Genomic DNA, 21,604 nt, shown 5'->3' with positions numbered 1-21,604 from the left:
GGGTCGGCGGTTCATGCCGGTGTTCCCGTCAAGGCGTGCGCGAGGTGGTCGCCGAGGTGGGGCAGCCAGTCGGGTCGCGCGTTGCCGAGGAGGTGGTCGCCGTGCGGGACGGACAGGTAGCGGCCGTGCGGTGCCAGGCCCGCCAGTGGCTCCCCGTTCGTCACGCCGGGGATGACGTCCTGGCCTCCGTCCACGACCAGCAGCGGGGCCGCGATGCGGGGTGCCAGGGCGGCGAGGTCCATGTCATGGACGAACGCCTGGGCGGCGTCGGCGCTCCCCGCGCGTCGGGCCATGATCTCCCGTACCGGCGGGGGCAGTGCCTCCCAGTCGAGGCGGAAGGGGCCGCTGACGGTGGCGACGGCCGCCACGCGCGGATCGAGCGCCGCGCTCCTGGCCGCGAAGTAGCCGCCCAGACTCAGACCGACGAGTCCGATCCGTGCGACGCCGAGAGCGTCGATGACCCGGCCCACGACCCGCTCGTAGTCCCGCACGAAGGTCGTGGTGGCCGCGAGCACGCCCTGCCCGGGGCCGTCCATCGCGAACACCGCGAGCCCCCTGGCAAGGAGCGCGTCCACCAGATCGAGGAACTCCTCCTTGGCCGAGTCCAGACCGGGGACGACGACTACCGTCCCCGGCGCGTCGGAGGGGCCGCGCAGCCAGCCGGTGAAACCCTCGCCGCTCACCCGCCGCGCACCGGGCTCCAGCACCGCGAGCGCCCGGCCCAGGGCCCGGTCCGCCTCGGCGGCAGCGCGATGTGCCTCCGCGTACGGCGCCAGGGTGGCCAGGTGGAACCACCGGGCCGCCGTCAGCAGGTACTCACCCGCCGAGCGGGACGATCCCGCGTCCTCCGCGCGCCGGAGGTGGCCGTGTCCGGTGCGCAGGAAGGACGGGCCCCAGTCGGCGACGGAGGCGAGGCCGTCGGTGACGCGCCGGTACTCGTGAGGGTCCACGCCCGCGCCGAGGGCGCGGGTCCACTGGGCGGCGGCGAAGTCGGCGGTGCTCATCGTGCTGCGCTCGCTCCTCGTGCCCCTCGTACCGCTCCTACTGCTCGTACCGCTCCTACTGCTCGTACTGCTCGTACTGCTCGTCCTCGTATCGCTCATCGTGCTCCTCCGGTCAGCAGGACGGCCTTGCCGCGAATCCGGCGCTCCCGGAGGTCGACCAGGGTGTCGGCGGTCTGCGCCCAGTCGGTGACGCGGTCGATCTCCGGGTGCAGCCGGCCCTCTTCCACGAGGCGTACCAGTGCCGAGAGATCGGAGCCGTACGGGGCGCCGGCGTAGTGGAAGTGCCGGATCGTGACGCGCTCGGGCCCGCCGAGGAGGTCGAAGAAGTCGAGGGTCACCGGGGTGCGGCTCGCCTGGCCGAACCACACCAGGGTGCCGCCCGGGCGTACCTTCGACAGGGCGAGGGGCAGAGCCGACCCACCCGTGGACTCCAGCACGACATCGAACGGTCCCTGGGCCGCCTCGACTTCGTGCACCACCTTCGCGCCCAGCTCCGCGAGCCGTTCGCCACGCGCCGGCGTGGCCGTCACGGCGGTCAGCTCGGCGCCCGCGCCGACGGCCAGCTCGGTGACGTAATGGCCGACGCCACCGGAGGCACCAGTCAGAAGCACCCGCAGGCCGGCCACGGAACCGGCCGTGCGCAGCAGCCGCAGGGCGGTGATCCCGGCCAGGGGGAGGGCCGCCGCCCGTACGCTGTCGATGCCGTCCGGGAGCACCGCGAGCGAATGCGTGGGCACGGCGGCGTACTCGGCCCAGCCGCCCTGCGCCGGATGCCCGACCACGCGGGCGCCGACGCCCGGGCCGGAGCCGTCGGCGGCCGCTTGGACGACGAGCCCCGCGAGGTCCTTGCCCGGGAGCAGTCCCGGCCGGGGGCGTTCGAGAAGGAACGTCTCGCCCCGGTTCGGCGCGAACGCCTCGACCTTGATCAGCGCCTCTCCGGGCTCCGGCACGGGCTGGGGGAACTCGGCGAACGCGACCGGCTGCGCCGCTTCTCCCGTGGGAATCAGTCTCTGCATGGAGGTGATGCAACCCGCGCGACCGCCCCGCGAGCCAACAACGAACAAGCAAAGCCGACAACTTTTGGATGTCACCCATGGTGGCACCGTGAACGCAGGGGGCGTTTCCTGTGTGACTACATTTATGTAGACTCCGATGGGCCTTGGGTGCCTTGCGCTCAGGAGTACGTGTGAGCGGAGGACCGTGTACGAACCGGGAGAGTCCGGAGCCACGCCGGAGCAGGGACTGCCGGAGGCCGATCGGGTGGTCGCCTGGCTGAAGGACGCCGGCGCCGTCGAGCACGCGCTGCAGACCTCGCTGGGCGGACTGCCCAGCGAACGTGATGTCACTCTGGCGCGGATGGGGGATGTCCTCCAGGCCACCGCCCAGGGGCTGGGCTCACCGGCCGCGGCGGTGTGGGCCGGCGTTCCCGAGCACGTGCTCCAGGGCTGGATCGACAAGGACCCCGCCTTCGCGTCCGCCCTCTACGCGGCCCGCGCCCTGGCATCCGCGCACGAGGTCGAGCCGGGCGGCGGACACCCCACACCGGCCATGGTCCGCACCGTGCTCGTCGCGGTCGGCAACGGCGCCACGACGCTCGACGCCATCAAGGCGGCGGACTTCCGCGAGCGCCGGTTCCGTACGCTGCTGAACTCCTCCTCCCTGCTCAGGGCCCTCCTGGAAGCGGCGCGCCGCGTACGGCCGTCGAAGACGCACGGCACCTACGTACCCGGCTCCTACCGGCCGCGCCAGCCCGGCAGGAAGCCCCCGGCTCCCTCGGGCTTCCGTCTGGTCCGGCGTGGCGCGCACGACGCCCCGGAAGGCGATGCCGGTCGGCGGTGACGTCAGGAGAACGCCGCGACGAGGCGTACCCGCCCTGTCGGGGACGTGCGTGCGCTGTCGGGGGCGCTAGCGGGTCGCGAGCCGCTCCAGCAGGGCGGCGCTCCGCGCCAGCAACACCCGTTCCTCATCGGTGAGTTCGGCCTCGATGGCCTGCGCGAGCCAGCCCGCCCTGCGGCCGCGCTCCGCTTCGAGCGCGGCCCGGCCCGCGTCCGACAGCTCGACCAGCGACTTGCGGCCGTCCGTGGGGTGCGCCCGGCGCGTGATCAGGTTCTGCTCCATGAGGAGCCCCACCGACCGGGCCATGGACTGAGGGCGTACGCGCTGATCGGCGGCGAGGTCGCTGGTGGTCATGGCGCCGTTGCGGTCGAGTGCGCCGAGCACCGCGGCCTGGCCCAGCGGAATGCGGTCCTCGTGCTTGACGCGTCGGGTGAGCTTGCCCATCGCGGTGCGCAGTTCTGCGGCGATGGCGGCGGCTTCCGAGGTGGGCATAGGGCACTTTACCCCGTTGACCAGCACAGCTGTACATCTGAGCTGTACAGCAATGCTGTACAGCAAAACTGAGCAGCATTGCTGTAGTGTTTGGGCTTGTCGGGCTCAGCGCCACCGCTGTCGCAGACAGGGCCTCGGCATACGACAACGGGGAGGAACTCCCATGTCCACGCAGGCAGTTGAAACCGTCAACGCCGTCATCGAGAACGTCACCGCCCGCCGGATCATCGACAGCCGGGGCAACCCCACGGTCGAGGTCGACGTCGTCCTGGCGGACGGATCCCTGGGGCGCGCGGCCGTGCCCTCCGGCGCCTCCACCGGTGCCCGGGAGGCCGTCGAGCTGCGCGACGGAGACGCCACGCGCTGGCACGGCAAGGGCGTCGACCGCGCGGTGGCCCACGTCAACGGCGAGATCGCGGCGACCGTGCGCGGCCGGGACGCGGCGGACCAGGCGGGTCTCGACGCCGCGCTGGTCGCCCTCGACGGCACCGCCACGAAGTCCCGGCTCGGCGCCAACGCGATCCTCGGCGTCTCCCTCGCCACCGCCAAGGCCGCGGCGGCGGCCCACCGTCAGCCCCTCTACCGCTACCTCGGCGGCGCCGAAGCCCACCTCCTGCCGCTGCCGATGATGAACATCGTCAACGGCGGCGCGCACGCCGACAATCCGCTGGATTTCCAGGAGTTCATGATCGCGCCCGTGGGTGCGGACACCTTCGCCGAAGCCGTCCGCATGGGCAGCGAGGTCTTCCACACCCTGCGCCGTGATCTCCTGGCCGCCGGGCACTCCACGGGCGTCGGCGACGAGGGCGGCTTCGCGCCCGCGCTGCGTACCGCCGAGGAGGCGCTCGACTTCGTGATGGCCGCCATCGAGCGCACCGGCTACCGCCCGGGCACGGACATCGGCCTGATCATGGATCCGGCGTCGTCGGAGTTCTTCCGTGACGGGGTGTACGACTACGCGGGCGAGGGGGTGCGCCGTACCCCCTCAGAGAACGCCGACTACCTGGCCAAGCTCATCGACGCGTACCCCATCGTCTCCATCGAGGACCCGATGGCGGAGAACGACCTGGACGGCTGGCGCGAGCTGACCGCCCGCGTCGGCGACCGCTGTCAGCTCACCGGCGACGACGTGTTCTGCACCAACGAGTCACTGCTGCGCGAGGGCATCCGTACCGGCGTCGGCAACTCGGTCCTGGTCAAGGTCAATCAGATCGGGACCCTGACCGAGGCGCTGGCCGCGGTGGCCACGGCCCACGAGGCGGGCTGGACGGCCGTCATGTCGCACCGCTCGGGCGAGACGGAGGACACCACCATCGCGGATCTGGCGGTGGCGACGGGCTGCGGCCAGATCAAGACCGGCTCGCTCTCCCGCTCCGACCGCACGGCGAAGTACAACCAGCTGATCCGGATCGAGGAGGAGCTGGGCACCTCGGCACGCTTCGCCGGCCGCTCCGCGCTGCGCCGGGCGTGAACGGCAGGCAGAGCTAGGGATCACGCGGGCCCCCGGTCACGATCGGGGGCCTGACCCGCTGCTTCGTGCAGGCGGGTGAGGAGGTCCATGACGCCGGTGGCAGTGGCAGTGGCAGTGGCAGTGGCAGTGGCGGTGGCGGTGTCGAGCCCGGCCGGGACGCGCAGCAGGGTCGTCATTCCGGACCCGGAAGGTCCGACGACGGCGCAGGCCGAGCCGGGCGGCGATGCCGGTGTCCACCGGCAGGCGGCACTCGGGGGGCAGGGCCAGGACCGTCTCGTCGTTCGGGTCCGCGGCGAGTTCGGCGACCGGGCGGCGGCCCCCTCGCCGGCCGCAGGCATCGCGGACGACGAAAGGGCCCCCGAATCGTCAGGCCGCGCCCGAGCCGAACAGCGTGTCCAGCGCACTCCACAGACTCGAACCGCCCTCGTCCGCGCCGATCAGCCGTCGCGCCGCGAACTCCACGTACTCGTGCAGCCCGTAGGCCAGGGCGAGCGCTCCGAGCGCCGCGGCGACCACCGTCCCCGCCAGGGCGGCGACGCCGGCACGCCGCGCACCGCCTCGCGGTGCCGCGGGCGCAGGCAGAAGCAGGGCCTCCACGCGCTGCGGTACGGGACCGCTCGTCGCCGACAGCAGCGGATACCCGCCGACGCGACCGTGGGACGCCCCGGCCAGCGCCGCCCGGGCGATGGCGGCGGCCGCCACGCGCCGGCTGCCCGTGACCGCGGCCGCCTCCTCGTCCGCCCACCGCTCCAGATGGAACGCCAACGCCTCCCGCAGGCTCCGCAGCGCGGGGTGGACCACGGCGGTGAGGTCGACCGACGCCGACAGCAGATGATGACGCCCGGCAAGGTGCGCCCGCTCGTGGGCCAGCAGCACCTCGCGCTCGCCCGCCTTCAGCGACTGCACCATCCCGGCCGTCACGACGACCCGACCACGGCGCCCCCGGTACCCGGGAAGCGCGAAGGCGTCCACATCGCTCCCCGGGATCACCAGCAGATCGCCGTCGCCGGTGCCCTCGTCCACCGACAGCCAGGCGCGCCTGAGCAGCGAGCGGTGCTGGAGCCAACGCCGTACGAGCAGCACCAGTTGGACGAGCATCACCGTTCCGGCCGCAGCGGCGGCCGGCACCGCGGCCGGCCACTCCTCCCGCACGCGCGACAGGGACAGCTGCTCCAGCGAGGCGAGGAACGGCACGTGGAACAGGCCGATCAGCGCGGAGACCGTCCCCCCGGCCAGCAGAACAGCGGCGGCCGATACCACCCAGCACGCCCACCGGGGCGGCAGCACCGTGGCAAGACGCCGTGCGACGGCCGCCCCGCCCCACGGGAACACGAGGGTCAGCACGACCAGGACCAGCACGTACGTCACTCAGAGCTGCCTTCGGCCTCAAGAAGGAGGCGCCGCAGTGTCCCCTCGTCGTCCTCGGACAGGGAGGACACGAAGCGCTTCAGGACCAGATCCCGCCGAGGGTCGCTCTCCAGCTCACGACGCATCCGGCCGGCCACGAGCCCGGCGGCGTCCTCCACCGGCTCGTAGGCGAAGCCACGCCCCGCCGGTATCCTGCGGAGCGTGCCCTTCTCGTACAGCCGGGTCAGGATGGTGGCCATCGTCGTCCTGGCCAGCCCCTTGTCGAGCGCGGCGTTGACCTCCTGCGCACTCATCGGCTTGCCCGACTGCCACAGCACGGCGAGCACGTCCGCGACGAGCTCACCGTGAGGACGTCTCTCGTCCCCACCTCTGGCCGGCATGTTTCTCCGTTCTCCGGAACCCCTGGGATGTAAGGCATACCTAATTTACCGTGCCGGGATGCCGAAGCGAGGAGGTCCGAAACCGCGGGGATCAAGCCGGGATCAAGCGGGGATCAATCCGGGCCACGGGTCATGCGGACTCCTGCCGGCCGGGCAGGGCGTGTGCCAAGAGGAACTCGGTCGCCCCGGCGATGGCCTCGGCGTAGGTGTGGTGAACGGCCCCGGACTCCGCCTCCTGCTGGTCCGCGCCGGTGGCGCTGTACCACCAGGCGTCGGCGTCCGGGTCGTGGTGAACCACCGCGGAACCGCCCGCGTAGTGGAGGGGGATGGACTCGCCCGCGGACTTCCTGACCACGGCGTGGGGCCACTTGAGGCGGGCGGACTGTCGCTTGATGCCGCCCCAGGCCGCACCCAGCTGGGCGTAGTTCGCCCCGCTGCGCCCGGCGACCGTGGCGGCGCTCTCCGCCAGCCGGTCGACGGACTGCTTGGCCTCGTACAACGCCCGCAGCAGCGCCAGCTGCACATCGGGCGAGGTCATGAGTGCGGGGTCGAAGGGCTTGTCCGCGGCGCGATAGGCGAGCGCGCGTGTCGAGATCCGCTCGGCCAGCGCGCGGACCGCGTCGAGGACCTTGTCGTCCATCGCGAACGTGTCGTCCTTGGTGGGCTCGCTCCAGGCGGGCTCCAGCAGGGTCATCACGACGGTCCAGAAGTTCTCGTCGCTCTTGTCGGGAGTCGGGATCCCCGTCACGTCATCCATGCGACAAGGATACCTGTCAGGGACTCCTTGCGACAGACAATACTGTCGCAAGGGGTTCGCTCGGTGTCCTCGACCGGCTAACGCGCTACGCGGTACCGGAGGTAGACGAACTTCGAGTTGAAGGTTCGGGTTTCGACGAGTTCGAGATCCACGTGGCGCTCGTCCTTGGGGAAGAACGGCGTGCCGCCGCCCACCAGCACCGGGTGGACGATGATCTGGTACTCGTCGATCAGCCCCGCCGCGGCCGCCTGGGCGGCGAGAGTCGCACCGCCGATCGCGATGTCGCCTTCTCCGGGCTCGGCCCGCAGTCGCGCGATCTCCTCCGCCACGCTGCCGGTGGCCAGGCGGGCATGGCCCTGCACGGCGGACAGCGTGGTGGAGAACACCACCTTGGGGAGCGGATTCCAGAGCGCGATCCACTCGCGCTGGGGCTCGTCGAGCGTGGGGTCCTGGTCGGCGGTCTCCCAGTACAGCATCGTCTCGTACAGCCGCCGCCCCAACAGGTGCACGCCGACGTGCCGGATCTCGTCGATCCAGAAGCGGAACACCTCCTCGTCGGGGGCGGTCCAGTCGAAGGAGCCGTCCGGCCCGACGATGTAGCCGTCCAGGGAGACGCCCATCGAATAGGTCACGTTGCGCATCAGAAGTCCTCCTCGGTGACGGGTCGACAGTACGACCGCCGGGCCGTCAGGACTCTCAGCGGCTCGCGGGACCCCTGGGTGCGACATGACAAGCGGCAGATCCAAACGGCAGATCCCCACGGCAGATCCAAACGGCGGTTCAGAGCGGAGCGGACTCCGAGGAGCCGGGCGCCGCGTCCGTGGTGTCGAGCAGGACGCACTGATCGAACTTCATGCAGCCGCACTCGGCTGAAGCCCGTACGTGGGCTTGGTCCGCGAGTTCGCCGATGGGCAGATACCGCATGCCCCGTCCCTTCCCCGTTCCTTGGTCCGGCCTTGACTTCAAGCGTGCTTGAAGGACGACGGTGACCTGCATGTTCACAGCAACACCGGGTCGCCTGCCGCCCGGCCCCTACCGCTCCCTGTTCGCCGACCGCACCTTTCGGCGGTCGATGCCGGTCTTCGCGTTGTCCGACCTGGGCGACGGCATGACCGTCGTCGCGGTCGTATGGCTCGCGTTCGCGCTGGGGCCCGACGGCGGTCAAGGCGCGCTCGCCGGCATCGCTGTCGCCTCCTACGTCCTGCCCGGTGCGCTGGGCGCGCTGGTCCTGGGCAGGTGGATGCGCCGGCTTCCCGCGCGACGGCTCCTCGTCACCGACTCCGCGCTACGGGCCGTACTGCTGGGGGCGGTCCCACTCGCACACATGGCGGGGCTGCTCACCCCGGCCGTGTACGTCGGACTCCTGGGCGCCTCCTCGCTGCTCCACGCCTGGGGCAAGGCCGATCGGCTTCGCTTTCGCCGGACTCGTCTACGGCCCCTACTCCGCGCTCTCTTTCACCCTGATCCAGGACCGCGCACCCGCCGACCGCTGACCACGGTTCTGGCCGCGCGCAGCGCCGTCCTCCTGACGGCCTCTCCACTCGGAGCCGCGCTGGGAGGCCTCCTCCTCGACCGAACCAGTGCCCTCGCCGTCCTCGTCGGCTGCGGGGTGCTGATGATCCTCACCGTGCCGATCAGCATCGTGGTGCTGAAGCTCCACGGAGCCCGTCGACGACGGTGCGCAGGCGGCAGAGGTAGCCGATTCATGCGGCGGGCTGCTTATTGACGGCGGCTGCGTTGGTGGTGCTCTTTCGACGTCTTCGGAGAGCGTGGGGGTGGGGGTCAGAGGCTGCGGGCGATGATGTCGCCGTGCGCCGTGGTGGCGTGGATGTTCAGAGCGGCGGCGGAACCCTCGGTGTTCTGCAGGGTGTTGGTGATGCGGCCGTAGGTGGTGCCGGCGTCGAGCGTGGCGGAGACGCCGGTCGCGGCGCCGACCTCCAGGTCGCCGGACTCGGTGCGCAGGACGACCGTGCCGCCCTGGGCCTCGCCGATCCGGATCCCGCCCTGCTGGGTACGGAGCTCGGCAGCGCCGCCGAGGCGGCCGATGGTGATGTCGCCGGCCTGGAGGGTGAGGTGCGCGGCGGCGGTCTCGTCGAGGTTGACGGTGCCCTGGGCGCTGTCGAAGGTGACGTCGCCGAGGCGTCCGACGCTGTGGAGTTCGGCGGCGGCGGTCTTCGCCTCGACGCGGGAGCCGGCGGGGAGGTGGACGGTGACCTCGACCTTTCCGGAGGTGCCGAGGATCTTGTTCTTGGCCTCGGCGGCCTCGATCCGCAGGACGCCGTCGGCGTAGGCGACCAGGACCCGCTCGGCGGCCTTCGTGTCGTTGCTGTTGGAGGCGTTGGCGGGGAGGACCTCGACGGTGGTGTCGGCCCGGTCGGCGGCGATGAACCGGATGAGGCCGGCGGGGATGTCGAGGGTGGTGACGATGGCGGCGGGGGTCTGGAACTTCTGCATGGCGTTCTCCTTGTTTGCGGCTTTCGGACTCGCTGTCCGCGCCGTTTCCGACAAGGGAAAAGCTACGTTGCGTTCAAAGATCGAGCAACATACACGCCGCACACAAACCTCATAATCGCAGGTCAAGGCCAAGATTTCATTGCAACCATGATGCGGCCTAACGCAACAACCAACACCTTGACGTTGCAATGGATTGAGAGTGAACGCGCCGTCGCCGCCACCCGGGCCGTTCAACCCCCGTACAGAAACATCACCCGGGCTCACCAGTCAGCGTCTTGAACAGGTGCACGTCCGCGTGGCCTCCCGGGACGCCCGGCGTCCGGCCGGTCTCGACGTAGCCGTGGCGCTGGTAGAAGCCGGGAGCCTGGAAGGTGAACGAGGAGACGGTCACGCGATCGCAACCGCGTCGCCGCGCCTCCGCCTCGGCTGCGTGCAGGATCCGGCCGCCCCAGCCGTCCTTGCGGCTGTCCTCGCGAACCCACAACAGGTCGATGCCGCACAGACCGCCCCACGTCCACGCGGTCAGCCCGCCGACCAGCTCACCCGTGTCATCCGCGACCTTGATGGAGATCGCTCCGCGCTCGCTCGCACCCGTGGCGGTCGTGTTGAAGGCGACCAACTCCTCGGTCAATCGGCCGGTGAGCCCGCTGTCTTGCTCGCCGATGGTCAGGGTCGGGCCGAAGCCGTGGTCAGTCGTCACGGCGCGGAGTATCCCAGTCCTGCCGGCTCCACAGCACGCGATTTCTCCGGCCCCAACCAGCGCTACCGGCCGCCGGCCTGCCGTTTCGCCCACCAGACCACAGTCGTTGGCTGACGGCCCGCAACACCCGGCGCGGCGCGCCGGATTGGGCCGGTCGCCGTCGAGGGCTTTGGCCACTCGGATCGGGGTGCGCCCGAGGTCGTCGGAGACGGGGCGCGCGCTGAGAGACCCGCTTCGGGCGGATCCGGGAACGAGTGCGGTGGGGCCGTGAAGCGTGTACGCGGGCACATGCTCCGCCGAGCACGCGCTTGCGAGACGCCGCCGTCCGGCGCGGGTGGGTTTCCGCCGCCAGCGGCGTACGAGGCCCAGGGAGGCGAGGTGGCGGGCGAGGCATCGTCTCCAGAAGCACGTTCGTAGCCAGATCGCGACGGGCACTGCAAGGGCGGTGCCGAGGAGGACGTCGCCGCGTTTGTCGTCGTGAGTCGAGCCTGCCCGGGACTGCTTCAGGCGGTCGATCGCTCGCTTGACAGTGTGGTCATCTCATCGGCCGGACAGGTCCTAGTCGTCCGAGCCGGTAGCCGTCGGTGGTACCTCGGCGACGAAGAAGAGGAAGACGGGTTTGGTCGACAGGTCGTGGAAGCCGTCGGGGAACAGCTCGCGGGCGGTCGGGTCGGGCTGGGGTTCGCTGATGGTGGTGACGCGGAAGCCTGCGGTGGTGAAGGCCTCGGTCATCGCGTGCAGCGGCCTGCGCCAGAACTTCATCGGGACGGACCGGCCGTTGAACGCCCAGTCGAAGGTATAGCTGGTCGTCGCGAAGTAGTCGGGCCGGGGGTCCTGGAAGGTGTAGGCCACGACCGGGTGGTCCACCGAGGCGATCAGCCGGCCGCCGGGCCTGAGGACGCGTCGTATCTCGGCCAGGGTCGGCCCCCAGTCCTCCAGGTAGTGCAGCACCAGCGACGCCGTCACGTCGTCGAACGCGCCGTCGTCGAAAGGCAGGCGGTCGTTCAGGTCGCCCACGTGCAGGGCCACGTCGTCACCCAGCCGCCGTCTGGCCAGCGCCAGCATCGCGGCGCTGGCGTCGATGCCGGTGACGACCGCACCGCGCTCGCGCAGGGCCTCGGCCAGGGGGCCCGAGCCGCATCCGGCGTCCAGGATCCGGCGGCCGGACACGTCTCCGGCCAGGGCCGTCATCGCGGGCCGCTCGTAGTACGCGTTCACGAGACTGTGTTCGTTCTCCGCCGCGTACGCCTCGGCGAAACTGTCGTAGTCGTTCACCCGGGCCGGATCTGCGGACTGGGCGAAGCTCTCGGATACGTCGGCTACTTGGTCCATCGCCGCAGCCTAGTCCCGTACCGGAGATGTCGAACGCCTCCTGTCAGGTCGGTGTTTCGGCGATGCGGTAGCCGACCCCGGGCGTCGTCGTGATCAGGGGCGGGCTGCCGAGTTTGCGGCGCAGGCGGCCGATGGTGACGGTCACGGTGTTGGTGAACGGGTCGGCGTTCTCGTCCCACACCTGTTCCAGGAGCTTCTCGGTACTGAGGAAGCCCGGGCCGGCCTGGAGGAGGGCCTCCAGGACGGCGAACTCCTTGACGGACAGGTCCAGCGGGCGGCCGTCGCGCAGGGCGGTGCGGCGTACCGGGTCGAGTTCGACGCCCGCGGCGCGCAGCGTACGGGCCCGGGCGGCCGGTCTGCGGCGGGCCAGGGCCCGGATGCGCAGGATCAGCTCGGGGAAGTGGAACGGCTTGGCGAGGTAGTCGTCCGCGCCCAGAGTGAGGCCGCTGACCCGGTCGCCGGGGGCTCCGGCCGCGGTCAGCATCAGGACCATCGGGCGGTCGTCCCGCTCGGTGACCATCTGGCAGAGCGTGTCGCCGTGGATGCCGGGCAGATCGCGGTCGAGGAGCACCACGTCGTACGCGTTCACGTCGAGTTTCGCGGCGGCGGCCAGGCCGTCGTACGCGAGGTCGACGGCCATTCCCTGGTCCCGCAGCCCTTCCGCGACGACCTCGGCGAGCGACCGCGCGTCCTCCACCACCAGAATCCTCATCGGGTCATCCTCGCGGACCGGTGGCCGCCGGCAGCGCTGCCGTGACGGACAGGCCGCCCTCCCGCCGGGCCCGGAGCGACAGGCGGCCCCCGTGGGCGGTGACGATCGCGGCGACGATCGACAATCCCAGGCCCGTACTCTCCTCCGATCCCGTACGGGCGGCCCCGAGCCGCTCGAACGGCCGGCCCAGCCGGTCGACCTCGTCCTGGTCCAGGAGGCGCCCGCCGCTCTCGACGACGAGGCGTGCCCCGGTGGCGTCGCGCGCGGTGGAGATCCGGATCCAGCCGCCCTGCTGGTTGTGCACGATCGCGTTGTCCAACAGGTTCTGCACCATCCGGGACAGCAGGACCGCGCTGCCGTGCGTCCAGGCGTCCGGCCGGATCGCGCTGTCGACGGTCAGGGTCCTCGCGGTGATGTCGGCGGCCCGGGCCGTCAGTGCCTGCTCGGCCAGTTCGCCGAGCGACAGGAGGGTCCGGTCGGTGAGGGCTTCGCCGTGCTGATGCTCTGCTCGGGCGAGGACGAGGAAGCCGTCGAGCAGGCGGTCCACCCGGTCCAGTTCGGTGCGCAGCCGACCGGCGAGCGCGAGGGTCTGCGCGGCGGGCTCCGGTTTGGCGACGGCGACGTCCAGGGACGCGCGCATCGTGGCCAAGGGGGTGCGCAGTTCGTGCGAGGCGTTGCCGACGAACCGCCGCTGGGCGACGAACGAGGCTTCGAGCCGCTCCAGGAGCCCGTCGACGGTGTCGGCGAGTTCCTTGACCTCGTCGGCGGGTCCGGCCACGGCGAGCCGCTGGTCCAGGCTCTCCGCGGTGATCCGGCGCGTCGCCGCCGTGATCAGCCGCAGCGGCCGCAGGACCCGGCCGGCCAGGAGGTGGCCGAGCAGGAGCGAGAGGCCCGCCGTCACCACCAGCGCGATGAGGGAGCCGACCACCAGCTGGTGGTCCTGCTGTGCGTGTACGGCGGAGAGCTGACCCTCCAGGTCCCGGATCCGCTGCTGGGCGGCGGGCAGGGTGGAGGGGCCGGTCGGGATCTGTTCGGGGGCGCGTGTGGTCACCTGGGTCCCGGACATGAGGTACGTGAGGGAGAGCAGCACCACGCCGGACACGAGGTACCCCGTCGCGTACAGGATGGTGAATCGCCGACGGACGGTCCCGCCCCGCAGCTTGACCATGGTCCTCTTCCCGTTCGTGACCGGTCTCCGGTATCCAGCATGCCCGTCCGGACCTAACAGGGAGGTGACAGGTGCGGTTCGGATGACGTTAGGGCCGGCTCCGTAGAACCGGAGTCATGCTTTCGACCAACGAACTACTCCAGCGGGAGTGGACCGGGTTCCGGCGTCCGGGACGGCTGATCGCGATGGCGGCCGCCGCTCTGGCCGTCGTCGTCCTGGGACTGCTCTACGCGTCCGGCAACCACGCGTCCTGCGACGGCCCGTGCCCGGCCGAGCCGATCGGGCCGGACGGCTCCCTCGTCAACGACCAGTTCTCGTTCCTGCACCGCGACTTGGGGGCCGACGGCAGCATCACGGTCCGGATGACGTCCATGACGGGTACGATCACGTACCCGCCGCCGCACCACGACCAGATCGTCCCGGGCCTGGTGCCCTGGGCGAAGGCCGGGATCATCATCAAGGACGGTGTGCGCCCCGGATCCTCCTACGCGGCGCTGATGCTCACCGGCAGCCACGGCGTGCGGATGCAGTACGACTACCGCCATGACATCGCCGGCAGCGGCGAGAGCACCGGCAGTGGCGGGCCGGTCTCCGCCGGGGCGCCGCGCTGGCTGCGGCTCACCCGGTCCGGCGACACCGTCACCGGCTACGAGTCCGCCGACGGTACGCGGTGGGCGAAGGTCGGCACCGTACGACTGACCGGGCTGCCCGCGACCGTACAGGTCGGGCTCTTCGCCACCTCTCCCGGCGACCTGACGCTGCGAGCGGCCGGCCTGGGCGGGGCGACGGAACAGGTGCGCTGGACGCAGGCCGGCGGCACGTTCGACCACGTCGCCCTCCGGGGTGCGGCCACGGCCGGGGGTTGGACCGACGACGGCGTGGGGGAGCGGAACCGTACGGACTGGGAGAAGTACCACAAGGCGTCCGGGGCGGTGGAGAAGGACGGCACCATCACCGTCACCGGCACCGGTGACATCGGGCCGGCGGGTACCGAGGACGGCGCCCGCCCGGTGGAGCGCACCCTGGGGGGCCTGGCTCTGGCGCTGCTCGTCGTGCTCGTCGTCGCGGTGCGGTTCGGCACCACCGGGCGCCGCGACGCAGAGCGCGACGCAGAGCACGCCGCAGAGCACGGCGTCGAGTCCGCCGCCGAGTACGCCTCCGGAACCGCGAGTGGCGCGTCGGTCGTCACCCGCCGCCGGCTGGCGGCCAAGGCGCTCGTCCTCGCGGCCGTCACGTTCGTCACGGGACTGCTCGCGACGGGCATCGTGATCCCGGTCGGCGCGACGATCCTGAAGGGCAACGGGATCCCCGTGCACGCGGTGTCCGCGCTCACCGGGGTGCGGGTCGTCGTCGCCACGGCCGCCGCCCTCGCCCTCGCCGCCGTGCTCGCCCTCGCACTCGGCTCCCTGCTGCGCCGCGCCTGGCTCGCGATCCTCGTCGCCGTCCTCACGATCGCGGTGCCGTACGTGGTGACCTCGGTCCCGCTGCTCGGCGACGACCTGGCGCGGTGGCTGCTGCGGGTCACGCCCGCAGCCGGCTTCGCCGCCCAGCAGACCCTCACCGAATTCCCGCAGGTCGTGGCCCACTACGCGCCCTCCACCGGATACTTCCCGCTTCCGTGGTGGGCCGGGACGGCGGTGCTGTGTGCGTACGCGGTGACGCTTCTGGGCCTCGCCCTGAGCCGCCTGCCGCACGGCGAGGAACCGACCCGCCGACGCTGACCTGAGGGGCTCCTCTCCGAGGGGCCCCTCAGGCTTCGTGAGCGGCGGAGGGGCGCGGCGGCGGTCCGGGCTGCGCCGGTATCTCCGAGGTGCTCGGGGCGTGAGGTGTGCCGATGATCGTCCGGAGTTCGGCGGCGGCCTCGGCCTGACGTGGGCTGTGGTGTTCGGTGAGGGTCAGTACGGCGGCGGTGACGGCGGCACGGGCTTCGAGGGGCCGGTCGAGGTGGCGCAGGACGCGTCCCAGGTCGAGTTGGATCGGTCCGGTCCACGCGGGCATGTCGAGTCGCGTGAAGGTGCCCAGGGCCTGCCGCAGGGGTGGCTCCGCGTCGGGCCAGCGGCCGAGGGCCGCGTAGTCGTCACCGAGGTGGCGCAGGGCGACGGCCTGGTAGATGGCGAGCAGGTCGGGGGCCTGCCCGGGGATCCCCTCTTCGCAGATCGCCAGACTGCGACGGTGATGTGCGAGCGCCTCGCGCACGTCGCCGCGGCAACGGAGCGTCTCGCCGAGGGTGTTGAGGGTGCTCAGCAGGGCGAGCCTGCCCTCGGGCGAGGTGTTCTCGCGGTGGCAGACCTCCGAGTCGCGGAGCCAGGCGATGGCCTCGTCCGTCCGGCCGAGGCGGCGCAGCGCGCCCGCTCCGTAACCCAGTGCCCAGCCCGTCTGCAGCAGATCACCGCAGGCGCGGGCCGCGTCGAGCGCGCCGAGAGCGGCCTCGAACGCGGCCCGGGGGTCGTGGGCACAGATGTTGTGGGCCCAGGCGAGGTAGTTGAGGTGGGTGGCCTCCTCGCGGGGGCTGCCGAGGGCGCGGGCCGCGTGGGCCGCGTACCGGAAGACGTCCACCCACTCCTCCCAGTGCTGGGTCCGGTCGGAGAACCAGTGCATCGCCTCGGCGGTGTCGACGACCCGGCGGTGCCATCCGGCGGCACCGGCGTGCGCGAGCGCCGCGAGCCACTGGGGCTGTTCGGCCTCCAGCCATGCCCGGGCGCGGGTGCGCCCGGCGGGGGCGGTCGACGGGTCGGGATCGCCCGTCGGCTCGTCGTGCCGCTCGGCGTCGAAGTGGAGGGCGGCCGCGGTCGCCCGGGAGAGCATCCACCGGGCAGTCCGGTCCACGGCCTCCCGCCGCGTCTCGGGGTCGTCCTCGGCGGCCAGGCGTTCGGCCGCGAACAGCCCCAACAGGTCGTGGAAGCCGTAGCGTTCGGCCGCCGGGTCCGCTTGGAGGAGCCCCTGGTCGCACAGCCCTTCCAGGTGGAGCCGTGTGTCGTCGAGCGGCGTTCCGGACAGGAGGGCGGCCGTCTCGGGGCTGAAGTCCGGACCCGCGGCGAGCGCGCTCCGCCGCAGCAGGAGCCGGGCGGCCGGATCGAGCTGCCGGTAGGACAGCGCGAAGGCGGCCCGTACCTTCAGGTCGCCGGCCTGGAGGGCGTCCAGTCGGCGTTCCTCGTCCTCCAGCAGGGCGGCCAGCCTGGCGAGGTGCTCCCGCGGGCGGGCGGCCAGGCGCTGCCCGGCGATCCGGACGGCCAGGGGCAGCCGCCCGCACAGATCGGCCAGATCCCGCGCGGCCTGCGCCTCCCGCGTCACCCGCTCGGAGCCCACGATCCGGGTCAGGAGCTCGACCGCTTCCTCGCGTCGCAGCAGGGGGAGCTCGACGCGGTGGACCGCCTCAAGGCCGGCCAGGGCGTGACGGCTCGTCACGACCGTGAGACCGGCGCCCGCGCTCGGCAGCAGCGGGCGTACCTGCTGCTCGTCCACGGCGTTGTCCAGCACCAGGAGCAGCCGGCGCCCGGCGACGAGCGAGCGCCACAGCCCCGAGCGGTCGGCGAGATCACGGGGCAGTGACCGCTCGGCCACACCGAGGGCGCGCAGGAGCCGGGCCAGGGCGTCGCCCGGACCGACCGGTCGCGGATCCATCCCGCGCAGGTCGAGCCAGAACTGCCCGTCGGGGAAGTCCGCGGCGAGCAGGTGCGCCGCGTGGACGGCGAACGCGGTCTTGCCGAGCCCGGGCGAGCCGGAGACGACCGCGACGGGCGGGTGGGCGGGATCCGCCGTCACGGCCAGGCTGCGCAGCGCCGCCACGTCCTGGTTCCGCGCGGTGAAGTCGGCGGCGTCCCTCGGAAGCGCCAGCAGTCCCGACAATGTCAGGTCGGTACGCGCGCGGGGGCGGGGCCGGCCGAGTGCGGCCGCCGATTCGAGGCGCGCCTCCTCGACGGTACCCAACTCCATCGCACGGGCCAGGGCCTGGACGGTACGGCGCTGCGGCCCACGGGTCCTGCCCCGCTCCAGGTCCGCCAGCGCCCGCACGCTCACCCCCGCGGCATGGGCGAGCCGCTCCTGGCTGAGCCCGGCACGGACACGCAGGGCGCGCAGGCACGCCCCGAACTCCTCGGGCTCCTCTGTGCGATTCATGACCCACCCCACGCGTGCGGCTCCGGATGGTCCGGCAGAAGTATCACGGGCCGCCATTCTGCCGGGTGTTCTGCCTGGTCACAGCCACCTCGCAGGAGGTGGACTCGACGTCGAAGTGTGCCTCGACGGCCCGCCGCGCGCAGCGGGCGGAGCCGCCCGAAGCCAAAGCCCCGACAGGAAAGGTGTGTTCCTTGCCGTTCGATGGACAACCCGCGTACGAGTCGCCCCCGGCGGCCGTGGCCGACCGCCGAAGGCGGATGCGCCGGAGCGCCGTGCTCGCGGGGGTGCTGTCGCTGCTCGCCGTACCGGCCGCCGCGCCCCCCGCCGTGTCCCCGCTCGCATCCCGGGCGGCGACGGCGTGGGCCGCCCCCGCCTCCTCGGCCTCCACCGTCCTGCCGCCTGCGGGACGGGGTGCGCCGGACGAGAGGAAGCCGCGTCCGGCTCGTGAAGCCTCGCCCCTGCCGGCGGGTCCGGTGTCCCAGTCCGGGCGTTCGAGCGGCTCGGTCCCCGCGCCCTACACCTCCTGGGGCCAAGTGCTGGACGTACAGCAGAAGATGAACGCGACGGCCGCGGCCCTCAAGTCGTCGCCGGGCCAGGGAACGAAGGGGTCGTTCGTCGACGTCACCGCCGGTCCTGACGACCGGCGGGTGGTCCTGTACTGGCACGGCGACCTGACGCCGGCGGCCGAGGCCGTCATCGCGGCGAGCACCGTACCCGTGGTCGTCAAGCCGGCGGGGCACACGGCGCAGGAACTGACGCGGGCGGCGGATCGGGTGGTCAAGGCCGCGGAGACCGCGAAGGTCAGAATGGTGGACGTCACCCAGGTCAAGGGCGGCGGCGGTCTGCGGGCCTCGATCGAGGGCGGCGCGTCGGAAGCGGCCAGGCTGCGTACCGCCGTGGCGACCGCGGGCGTTCCCGTCGAGGTGGTTCCGGGTGCGGAGCCCCAGCTCGCGATGGCCGACCGGAGGGACGGCCAGTTCGCGGGCGGCGCGGCCATCAGCACGCCGATCTGCAGCACCGGGTTCGCGGTCGTGTACCGGGGCCAGGAGATGATGATGACCGCCGATCACTGCTTCCCCGGATGGGCCGAGACGGACGAACGATTCGGTCTCGACGAGCGCCTCGGAGTGGATTCGTTCAACCTGTTCGGTGAGCTGGCGTCACCGCGGGACACCGTGCGCGAGAGTACGACGCGCGTCGATGTGGCGACCATCCGGCCCAGGTCCAACAAGTGGGTCAACCCGGAGATCTGGGCGGGGAAGTCGTACAACGACCCCGCTGGTCAGAGCGTGGCCAGCGTGATCGGCGCGGAGGCTCCCCAGATCGGGAACTTCGTCTGCCAGTCAGGGGCTCGGTCGGGCACGAAGTGCAACCTGAAGGTCGTCAGTTCACAGCTGTACTACTGGACCGCCGAGAACCAGGGTGGTGTCCAGACCCGCTACAACCACGGGATGGTCGCCGAGCTGATGTCGGTCGGCACTTCGGTGTGGGCCGCCATGCGAGGGGACAGCGGCGGCCCGGTCGTCTTCGGAACGGAAGACCAGGTCAGACTCGGCACCAAGGTGCACGCGGCCGGGATCGTCTCCGCGAGCCACGGCGGTGTCAAGGCCTGCCCGAGCGGGCCGCTCGCAGGCGTGAAGGTCTGCACGAGCGCCTTCACCTTCGTGCCGATCGACCGGGCTCTGAACTACCTTGACGCAGGGATCCTGTACCAGGGTTTCAACGAAGTGGGGATGCCCGAGGAATTGACCAAGAAGTTCGAGGAGATCCCGGCCAGGGACCCCTTCGGGAACCCCCCGGCGAAGGACGAACTCAAGAAGCGCGAGCTCCACGAGGTCCACAACGAGATCGCCTCGGCCAATGGCACCGTCATCGGCTACGCGGAGGCGAACGGCGGATTCTTCGGCACGCACAGCGGATCCGACGCGAGATCGCGATGGATCGCCCGGCAAGCGGCCAACGGAGGATGGAACTTCGTCAACGTCGCCGACCCGTACAAGGCCATGGGCGTATCGCCTGACGTCGGCCTCGACGTCGTGGAACTCACCGCCGGCTGGTTCCAGATCCGCCTCCCGGACGGGAACTGCGTCCACCTGGAGCCCGACGCCCCCGACGTGGGCGAGGTGATCGCGGCCGTCCAGAGCAGGCCGTGCGACAGCGGCGACATCGACCAGTGGCTGCACCTGGTCGCCTCCAGCAGCGATCTGTCCCTGGAGATCCCGGCCGATTCCGTCTGGCACGCGCCGCCCGCCGCGGGCTCGCCCACGACTGCCCGGCTGGCCGTCATGCCGCTGGGCGACTCGATCACCCTGGGCGTGGGCAGTACCACCCGCACCGGATACCGCCCCGAACTCGCCGGTCGCCTGGCCGGCGCCGCGGGCAGCGTGGAATTCGTCGGTTCCCAGGCGGATGCCGACGGCACGCGCCACGAAGGCCACTCGGGCTGGCGCATCGACCAGATCCAGGCCGACATCGAGACATGGCTGGCAGCGGCGAAACCGAACGTCGTCACGCTGCACATCGGCACCAACGACATGAACCGCGACCACATGGTGAGCACGGCCCCTGATCGCCTGGGCGCGCTGCTCGACCAGATCCACGCCGCGTCCCCGGACACCGCGATCGTGCTCGCCTCGCTCGTACCGGCCACCGACCCCGCCGTTCAGGCCCGCGTCGACGCGTACAACAAGGCGATTCCCGGGCTGGTCTCGGCGCGCACCGCCAAGGGGCGCCACATCGTCCAGGTCAGCATGGGCGAACTCACCACCGCTGACCTCAACGACAACCTCCATCCCGACAACGGCGGCTATACGAAGATGGCGGCGGCGTTCCACGGAGGAATCCAGACGCTGATCCGAAGGGGCTGGGTCAAGGAGAACGTCGTGGTCAACCCCGCGCCGCCGAAGCGCAAGGCGGGAATCGGCGACTACAACGTCGACATCAACGGCGACCGGCGGGCGGACTACCTGATCGTCGAGGCGAACGGTGCCACTCGTGCGTTCGTGAATACGGCGGATGCCGCCGGGAAGGTCAAGTTCACGGACAGCGGGTACATCGCGACGGGTTCGACGTCCTGGTCCGGCGACCAGGTGCGGTTCGCCGACATCAATGGTGATCTGCGCGCGGACTACCTGATCGTCGAGGCGAATGGTGCTACGCGTGCGTTCGTGAATACGGCGGATGCCGCCGGGAAGGTCAAGTTCACGGACAGCGGGTACATCGCGACGGGTTCGACGTCTTGGTCGGGTGATCAGGTGCGTTTCGCGGACGTCAATGCCGATCAGCGGGCGGATTACGTGATCGTCGAGGCGAACGGTGCCACCCGTGCCTTCGTCAACACCGCCGACGCCACGGGCAAGGTCAAGTTCACCGACAACGGCTACATCGCCACCGGCTCGACAACCTGGTCCGGCGACCAGGTGCGATTCGCCGATATCAATGCCGATCTGCGGGCGGACTACCTGATCGTCGAGGCGAATGGTGCCACGCGTGCGTTCGTGAACACGGCGGATGCCGCCGGGAAGGTCAAGTTCACGGACAGCGGGTACATCGCGACGGGTTCGACGTCCTGGTCGGGTGATCAGGTGCGGTTCGCGGACGTCAATGCCGATCAGCGGGCGGACTACCTGATCGTCGAGGCGAACGGTGCCACCCGTGCCTTCGTCAACACCGCCGACGCCACCGGCAAGGTCAAGTTCACCGACAACGGCTACATCGCCACCGGCTCCACCTCCTGGACCGGGGAACAAGTCCGTATCTGATCTGATGTATCGCGGGCGTATCGAGAATCGGATACGCCCGCGCAACGGACCTC

General features: G+C 71.4%; 20 protein-coding genes. 5 read left to right on the top strand and 15 right to left on the bottom strand.

Annotation, left to right across the window (positions count from 1 at the left end):
- Positions 1 to 11 precede the first annotated feature (11 nt).
- A complete protein-coding gene (locus ACFC0G_RS16875) occupies positions 12 to 1,004 on the bottom strand; it encodes an alpha/beta hydrolase family protein (RefSeq protein WP_376403747.1) in 993 nt (330 codons plus the stop codon).
- 95 nt (positions 1,005 to 1,099) lie between these two features.
- Positions 1,100 to 2,020, bottom strand: a complete 921-nt coding sequence (locus tag ACFC0G_RS16870) for a zinc-binding dehydrogenase (protein ID WP_376403745.1) — start codon at positions 2,018 to 2,020, stop codon at positions 1,100 to 1,102.
- A gap of 184 nt (positions 2,021 to 2,204) precedes the next feature.
- On the opposite strand from ACFC0G_RS16870, the gene ACFC0G_RS16865 reads away from it, so the two are divergent.
- Entirely contained in the window at positions 2,205 to 2,843 is a 639-nt protein-coding gene (locus ACFC0G_RS16865; RefSeq protein WP_376403743.1) for a hypothetical protein, read from the top strand.
- 66 nt (positions 2,844 to 2,909) lie between these two features.
- On the opposite strand, the gene ACFC0G_RS16860 is transcribed toward ACFC0G_RS16865, so the two are convergent.
- The gene (locus ACFC0G_RS16860; RefSeq protein WP_376403740.1) at positions 2,910 to 3,332 is read right to left on the bottom strand and encodes a MarR family winged helix-turn-helix transcriptional regulator; all 423 of its coding nucleotides are present in this window, start codon (positions 3,330 to 3,332) and stop codon (positions 2,910 to 2,912) included.
- A gap of 163 nt (positions 3,333 to 3,495) precedes the next feature.
- Between ACFC0G_RS16860 and eno the strand changes: the two genes are divergently transcribed.
- Complete coding sequence (gene eno / locus ACFC0G_RS16855) at positions 3,496 to 4,803, top strand: phosphopyruvate hydratase (protein ID WP_376403738.1); 1,308 nt, start codon at positions 3,496 to 3,498, stop codon at positions 4,801 to 4,803.
- A gap of 20 nt (positions 4,804 to 4,823) precedes the next feature.
- Here the strand turns inward: eno and ACFC0G_RS16850 are convergent, their stop codons facing one another.
- The 6 genes from ACFC0G_RS16850 to ACFC0G_RS16825 all read right to left on the bottom strand — a co-directional run bounded on the left by ACFC0G_RS16850 (position 4,824) and on the right by ACFC0G_RS16825 (position 8,232).
- Positions 4,824 to 4,979 carry a hypothetical protein gene (locus ACFC0G_RS16850; RefSeq protein WP_376403736.1) on the bottom strand — a complete coding sequence of 52 codons (156 nt, stop codon included), beginning with the start codon at positions 4,977 to 4,979 and terminating at the stop codon, positions 4,824 to 4,826.
- Between the two features lie 190 nt (positions 4,980 to 5,169).
- Positions 5,170 to 6,171, bottom strand: coding sequence for a M56 family metallopeptidase (locus ACFC0G_RS16845; RefSeq protein ID WP_376403734.1), 1,002 nt, complete (start codon positions 6,169 to 6,171; stop codon positions 5,170 to 5,172).
- Positions 6,168 to 6,551, bottom strand: a complete 384-nt coding sequence (locus ACFC0G_RS16840) for a BlaI/MecI/CopY family transcriptional regulator (RefSeq protein ID WP_376403732.1) — start codon at positions 6,549 to 6,551, stop codon at positions 6,168 to 6,170. Before ACFC0G_RS16840 ends, ACFC0G_RS16845 begins: the two co-directional genes overlap by 4 nt.
- Positions 6,552 to 6,681: 130 nt before the next feature.
- Complete coding sequence (locus ACFC0G_RS16835) at positions 6,682 to 7,308, bottom strand: hypothetical protein (RefSeq protein ID WP_376403730.1); 627 nt, start codon at positions 7,306 to 7,308, stop codon at positions 6,682 to 6,684.
- Positions 7,309 to 7,385: 77 nt separating this feature from the next.
- Positions 7,386 to 7,949, bottom strand: coding sequence for a dihydrofolate reductase family protein (locus ACFC0G_RS16830; RefSeq protein WP_376403728.1), 564 nt, complete (start codon positions 7,947 to 7,949; stop codon positions 7,386 to 7,388).
- A 139-nt stretch (positions 7,950 to 8,088) separates the two neighbouring features.
- Positions 8,089 to 8,232 carry a hypothetical protein gene (locus ACFC0G_RS16825; RefSeq protein ID WP_376403726.1) on the bottom strand — a complete coding sequence of 48 codons (144 nt, stop codon included), beginning with the start codon at positions 8,230 to 8,232 and terminating at the stop codon, positions 8,089 to 8,091.
- A 70-nt stretch (positions 8,233 to 8,302) separates the two neighbouring features.
- Between ACFC0G_RS16825 and ACFC0G_RS16820 the strand changes: the two genes are divergently transcribed.
- Positions 8,303 to 9,034 (top strand): hypothetical protein, encoded by a 732-nt coding sequence (locus tag ACFC0G_RS16820; protein ID WP_376403724.1) that lies wholly within the window; start codon positions 8,303 to 8,305, stop codon positions 9,032 to 9,034.
- Between the two features lie 56 nt (positions 9,035 to 9,090).
- On the opposite strand, the gene ACFC0G_RS16815 is transcribed toward ACFC0G_RS16820, so the two are convergent.
- The 5 genes from ACFC0G_RS16815 to ACFC0G_RS16795 all read right to left on the bottom strand — a co-directional run bounded on the left by ACFC0G_RS16815 (position 9,091) and on the right by ACFC0G_RS16795 (position 13,674).
- Positions 9,091 to 9,762: a DUF4097 family beta strand repeat-containing protein gene (locus tag ACFC0G_RS16815; RefSeq protein ID WP_376403722.1), complete on the bottom strand. Its 672-nt coding sequence runs from the start codon at positions 9,760 to 9,762 to the stop codon at positions 9,091 to 9,093.
- A gap of 250 nt (positions 9,763 to 10,012) precedes the next feature.
- On the bottom strand, positions 10,013 to 10,462 hold the full coding sequence (locus ACFC0G_RS16810; RefSeq protein WP_376403720.1) for a GNAT family N-acetyltransferase: 450 nt from the start codon (positions 10,460 to 10,462) through the stop codon (positions 10,013 to 10,015).
- 558 nt (positions 10,463 to 11,020) lie between these two features.
- Positions 11,021 to 11,794 carry a class I SAM-dependent methyltransferase gene (locus ACFC0G_RS16805; RefSeq protein WP_376403717.1) on the bottom strand — a complete coding sequence of 258 codons (774 nt, stop codon included), beginning with the start codon at positions 11,792 to 11,794 and terminating at the stop codon, positions 11,021 to 11,023.
- 43 nt (positions 11,795 to 11,837) lie between these two features.
- The gene (locus tag ACFC0G_RS16800; protein WP_376403715.1) at positions 11,838 to 12,506 is read right to left on the bottom strand and encodes a response regulator transcription factor; all 669 of its coding nucleotides are present in this window, start codon (positions 12,504 to 12,506) and stop codon (positions 11,838 to 11,840) included.
- 4 nt (positions 12,507 to 12,510) lie between these two features.
- Positions 12,511 to 13,674, bottom strand: coding sequence for a sensor histidine kinase (locus ACFC0G_RS16795; RefSeq protein ID WP_376403713.1), 1,164 nt, complete (start codon positions 13,672 to 13,674; stop codon positions 12,511 to 12,513).
- A gap of 116 nt (positions 13,675 to 13,790) precedes the next feature.
- Between ACFC0G_RS16795 and ACFC0G_RS16790 the strand changes: the two genes are divergently transcribed.
- Complete coding sequence (locus ACFC0G_RS16790) at positions 13,791 to 15,395, top strand: hypothetical protein (protein ID WP_376403711.1); 1,605 nt, start codon at positions 13,791 to 13,793, stop codon at positions 15,393 to 15,395.
- A 28-nt stretch (positions 15,396 to 15,423) separates the two neighbouring features.
- On the opposite strand, the gene ACFC0G_RS16785 is transcribed toward ACFC0G_RS16790, so the two are convergent.
- Positions 15,424 to 17,790: a tetratricopeptide repeat protein gene (locus tag ACFC0G_RS16785; RefSeq protein ID WP_376403709.1), complete on the bottom strand. Its 2,367-nt coding sequence runs from the start codon at positions 17,788 to 17,790 to the stop codon at positions 15,424 to 15,426.
- Positions 17,791 to 17,981: 191 nt separating this feature from the next.
- Between ACFC0G_RS16785 and ACFC0G_RS16780 the strand changes: the two genes are divergently transcribed.
- On the top strand, positions 17,982 to 21,551 hold the full coding sequence (locus ACFC0G_RS16780; RefSeq protein WP_376403707.1) for a GDSL-type esterase/lipase family protein: 3,570 nt from the start codon (positions 17,982 to 17,984) through the stop codon (positions 21,549 to 21,551).
- The last annotated feature ends 53 nt before the right edge of the window (positions 21,552 to 21,604 follow it).

This window comes from Streptomyces sp. NPDC056169, assembly GCF_042268445.1.
GTDB lineage: Bacteria > Actinomycetota > Actinomycetes > Streptomycetales > Streptomycetaceae > Streptomyces.
This window is presented reverse-complemented; position numbering and strand designations above follow the sequence as displayed.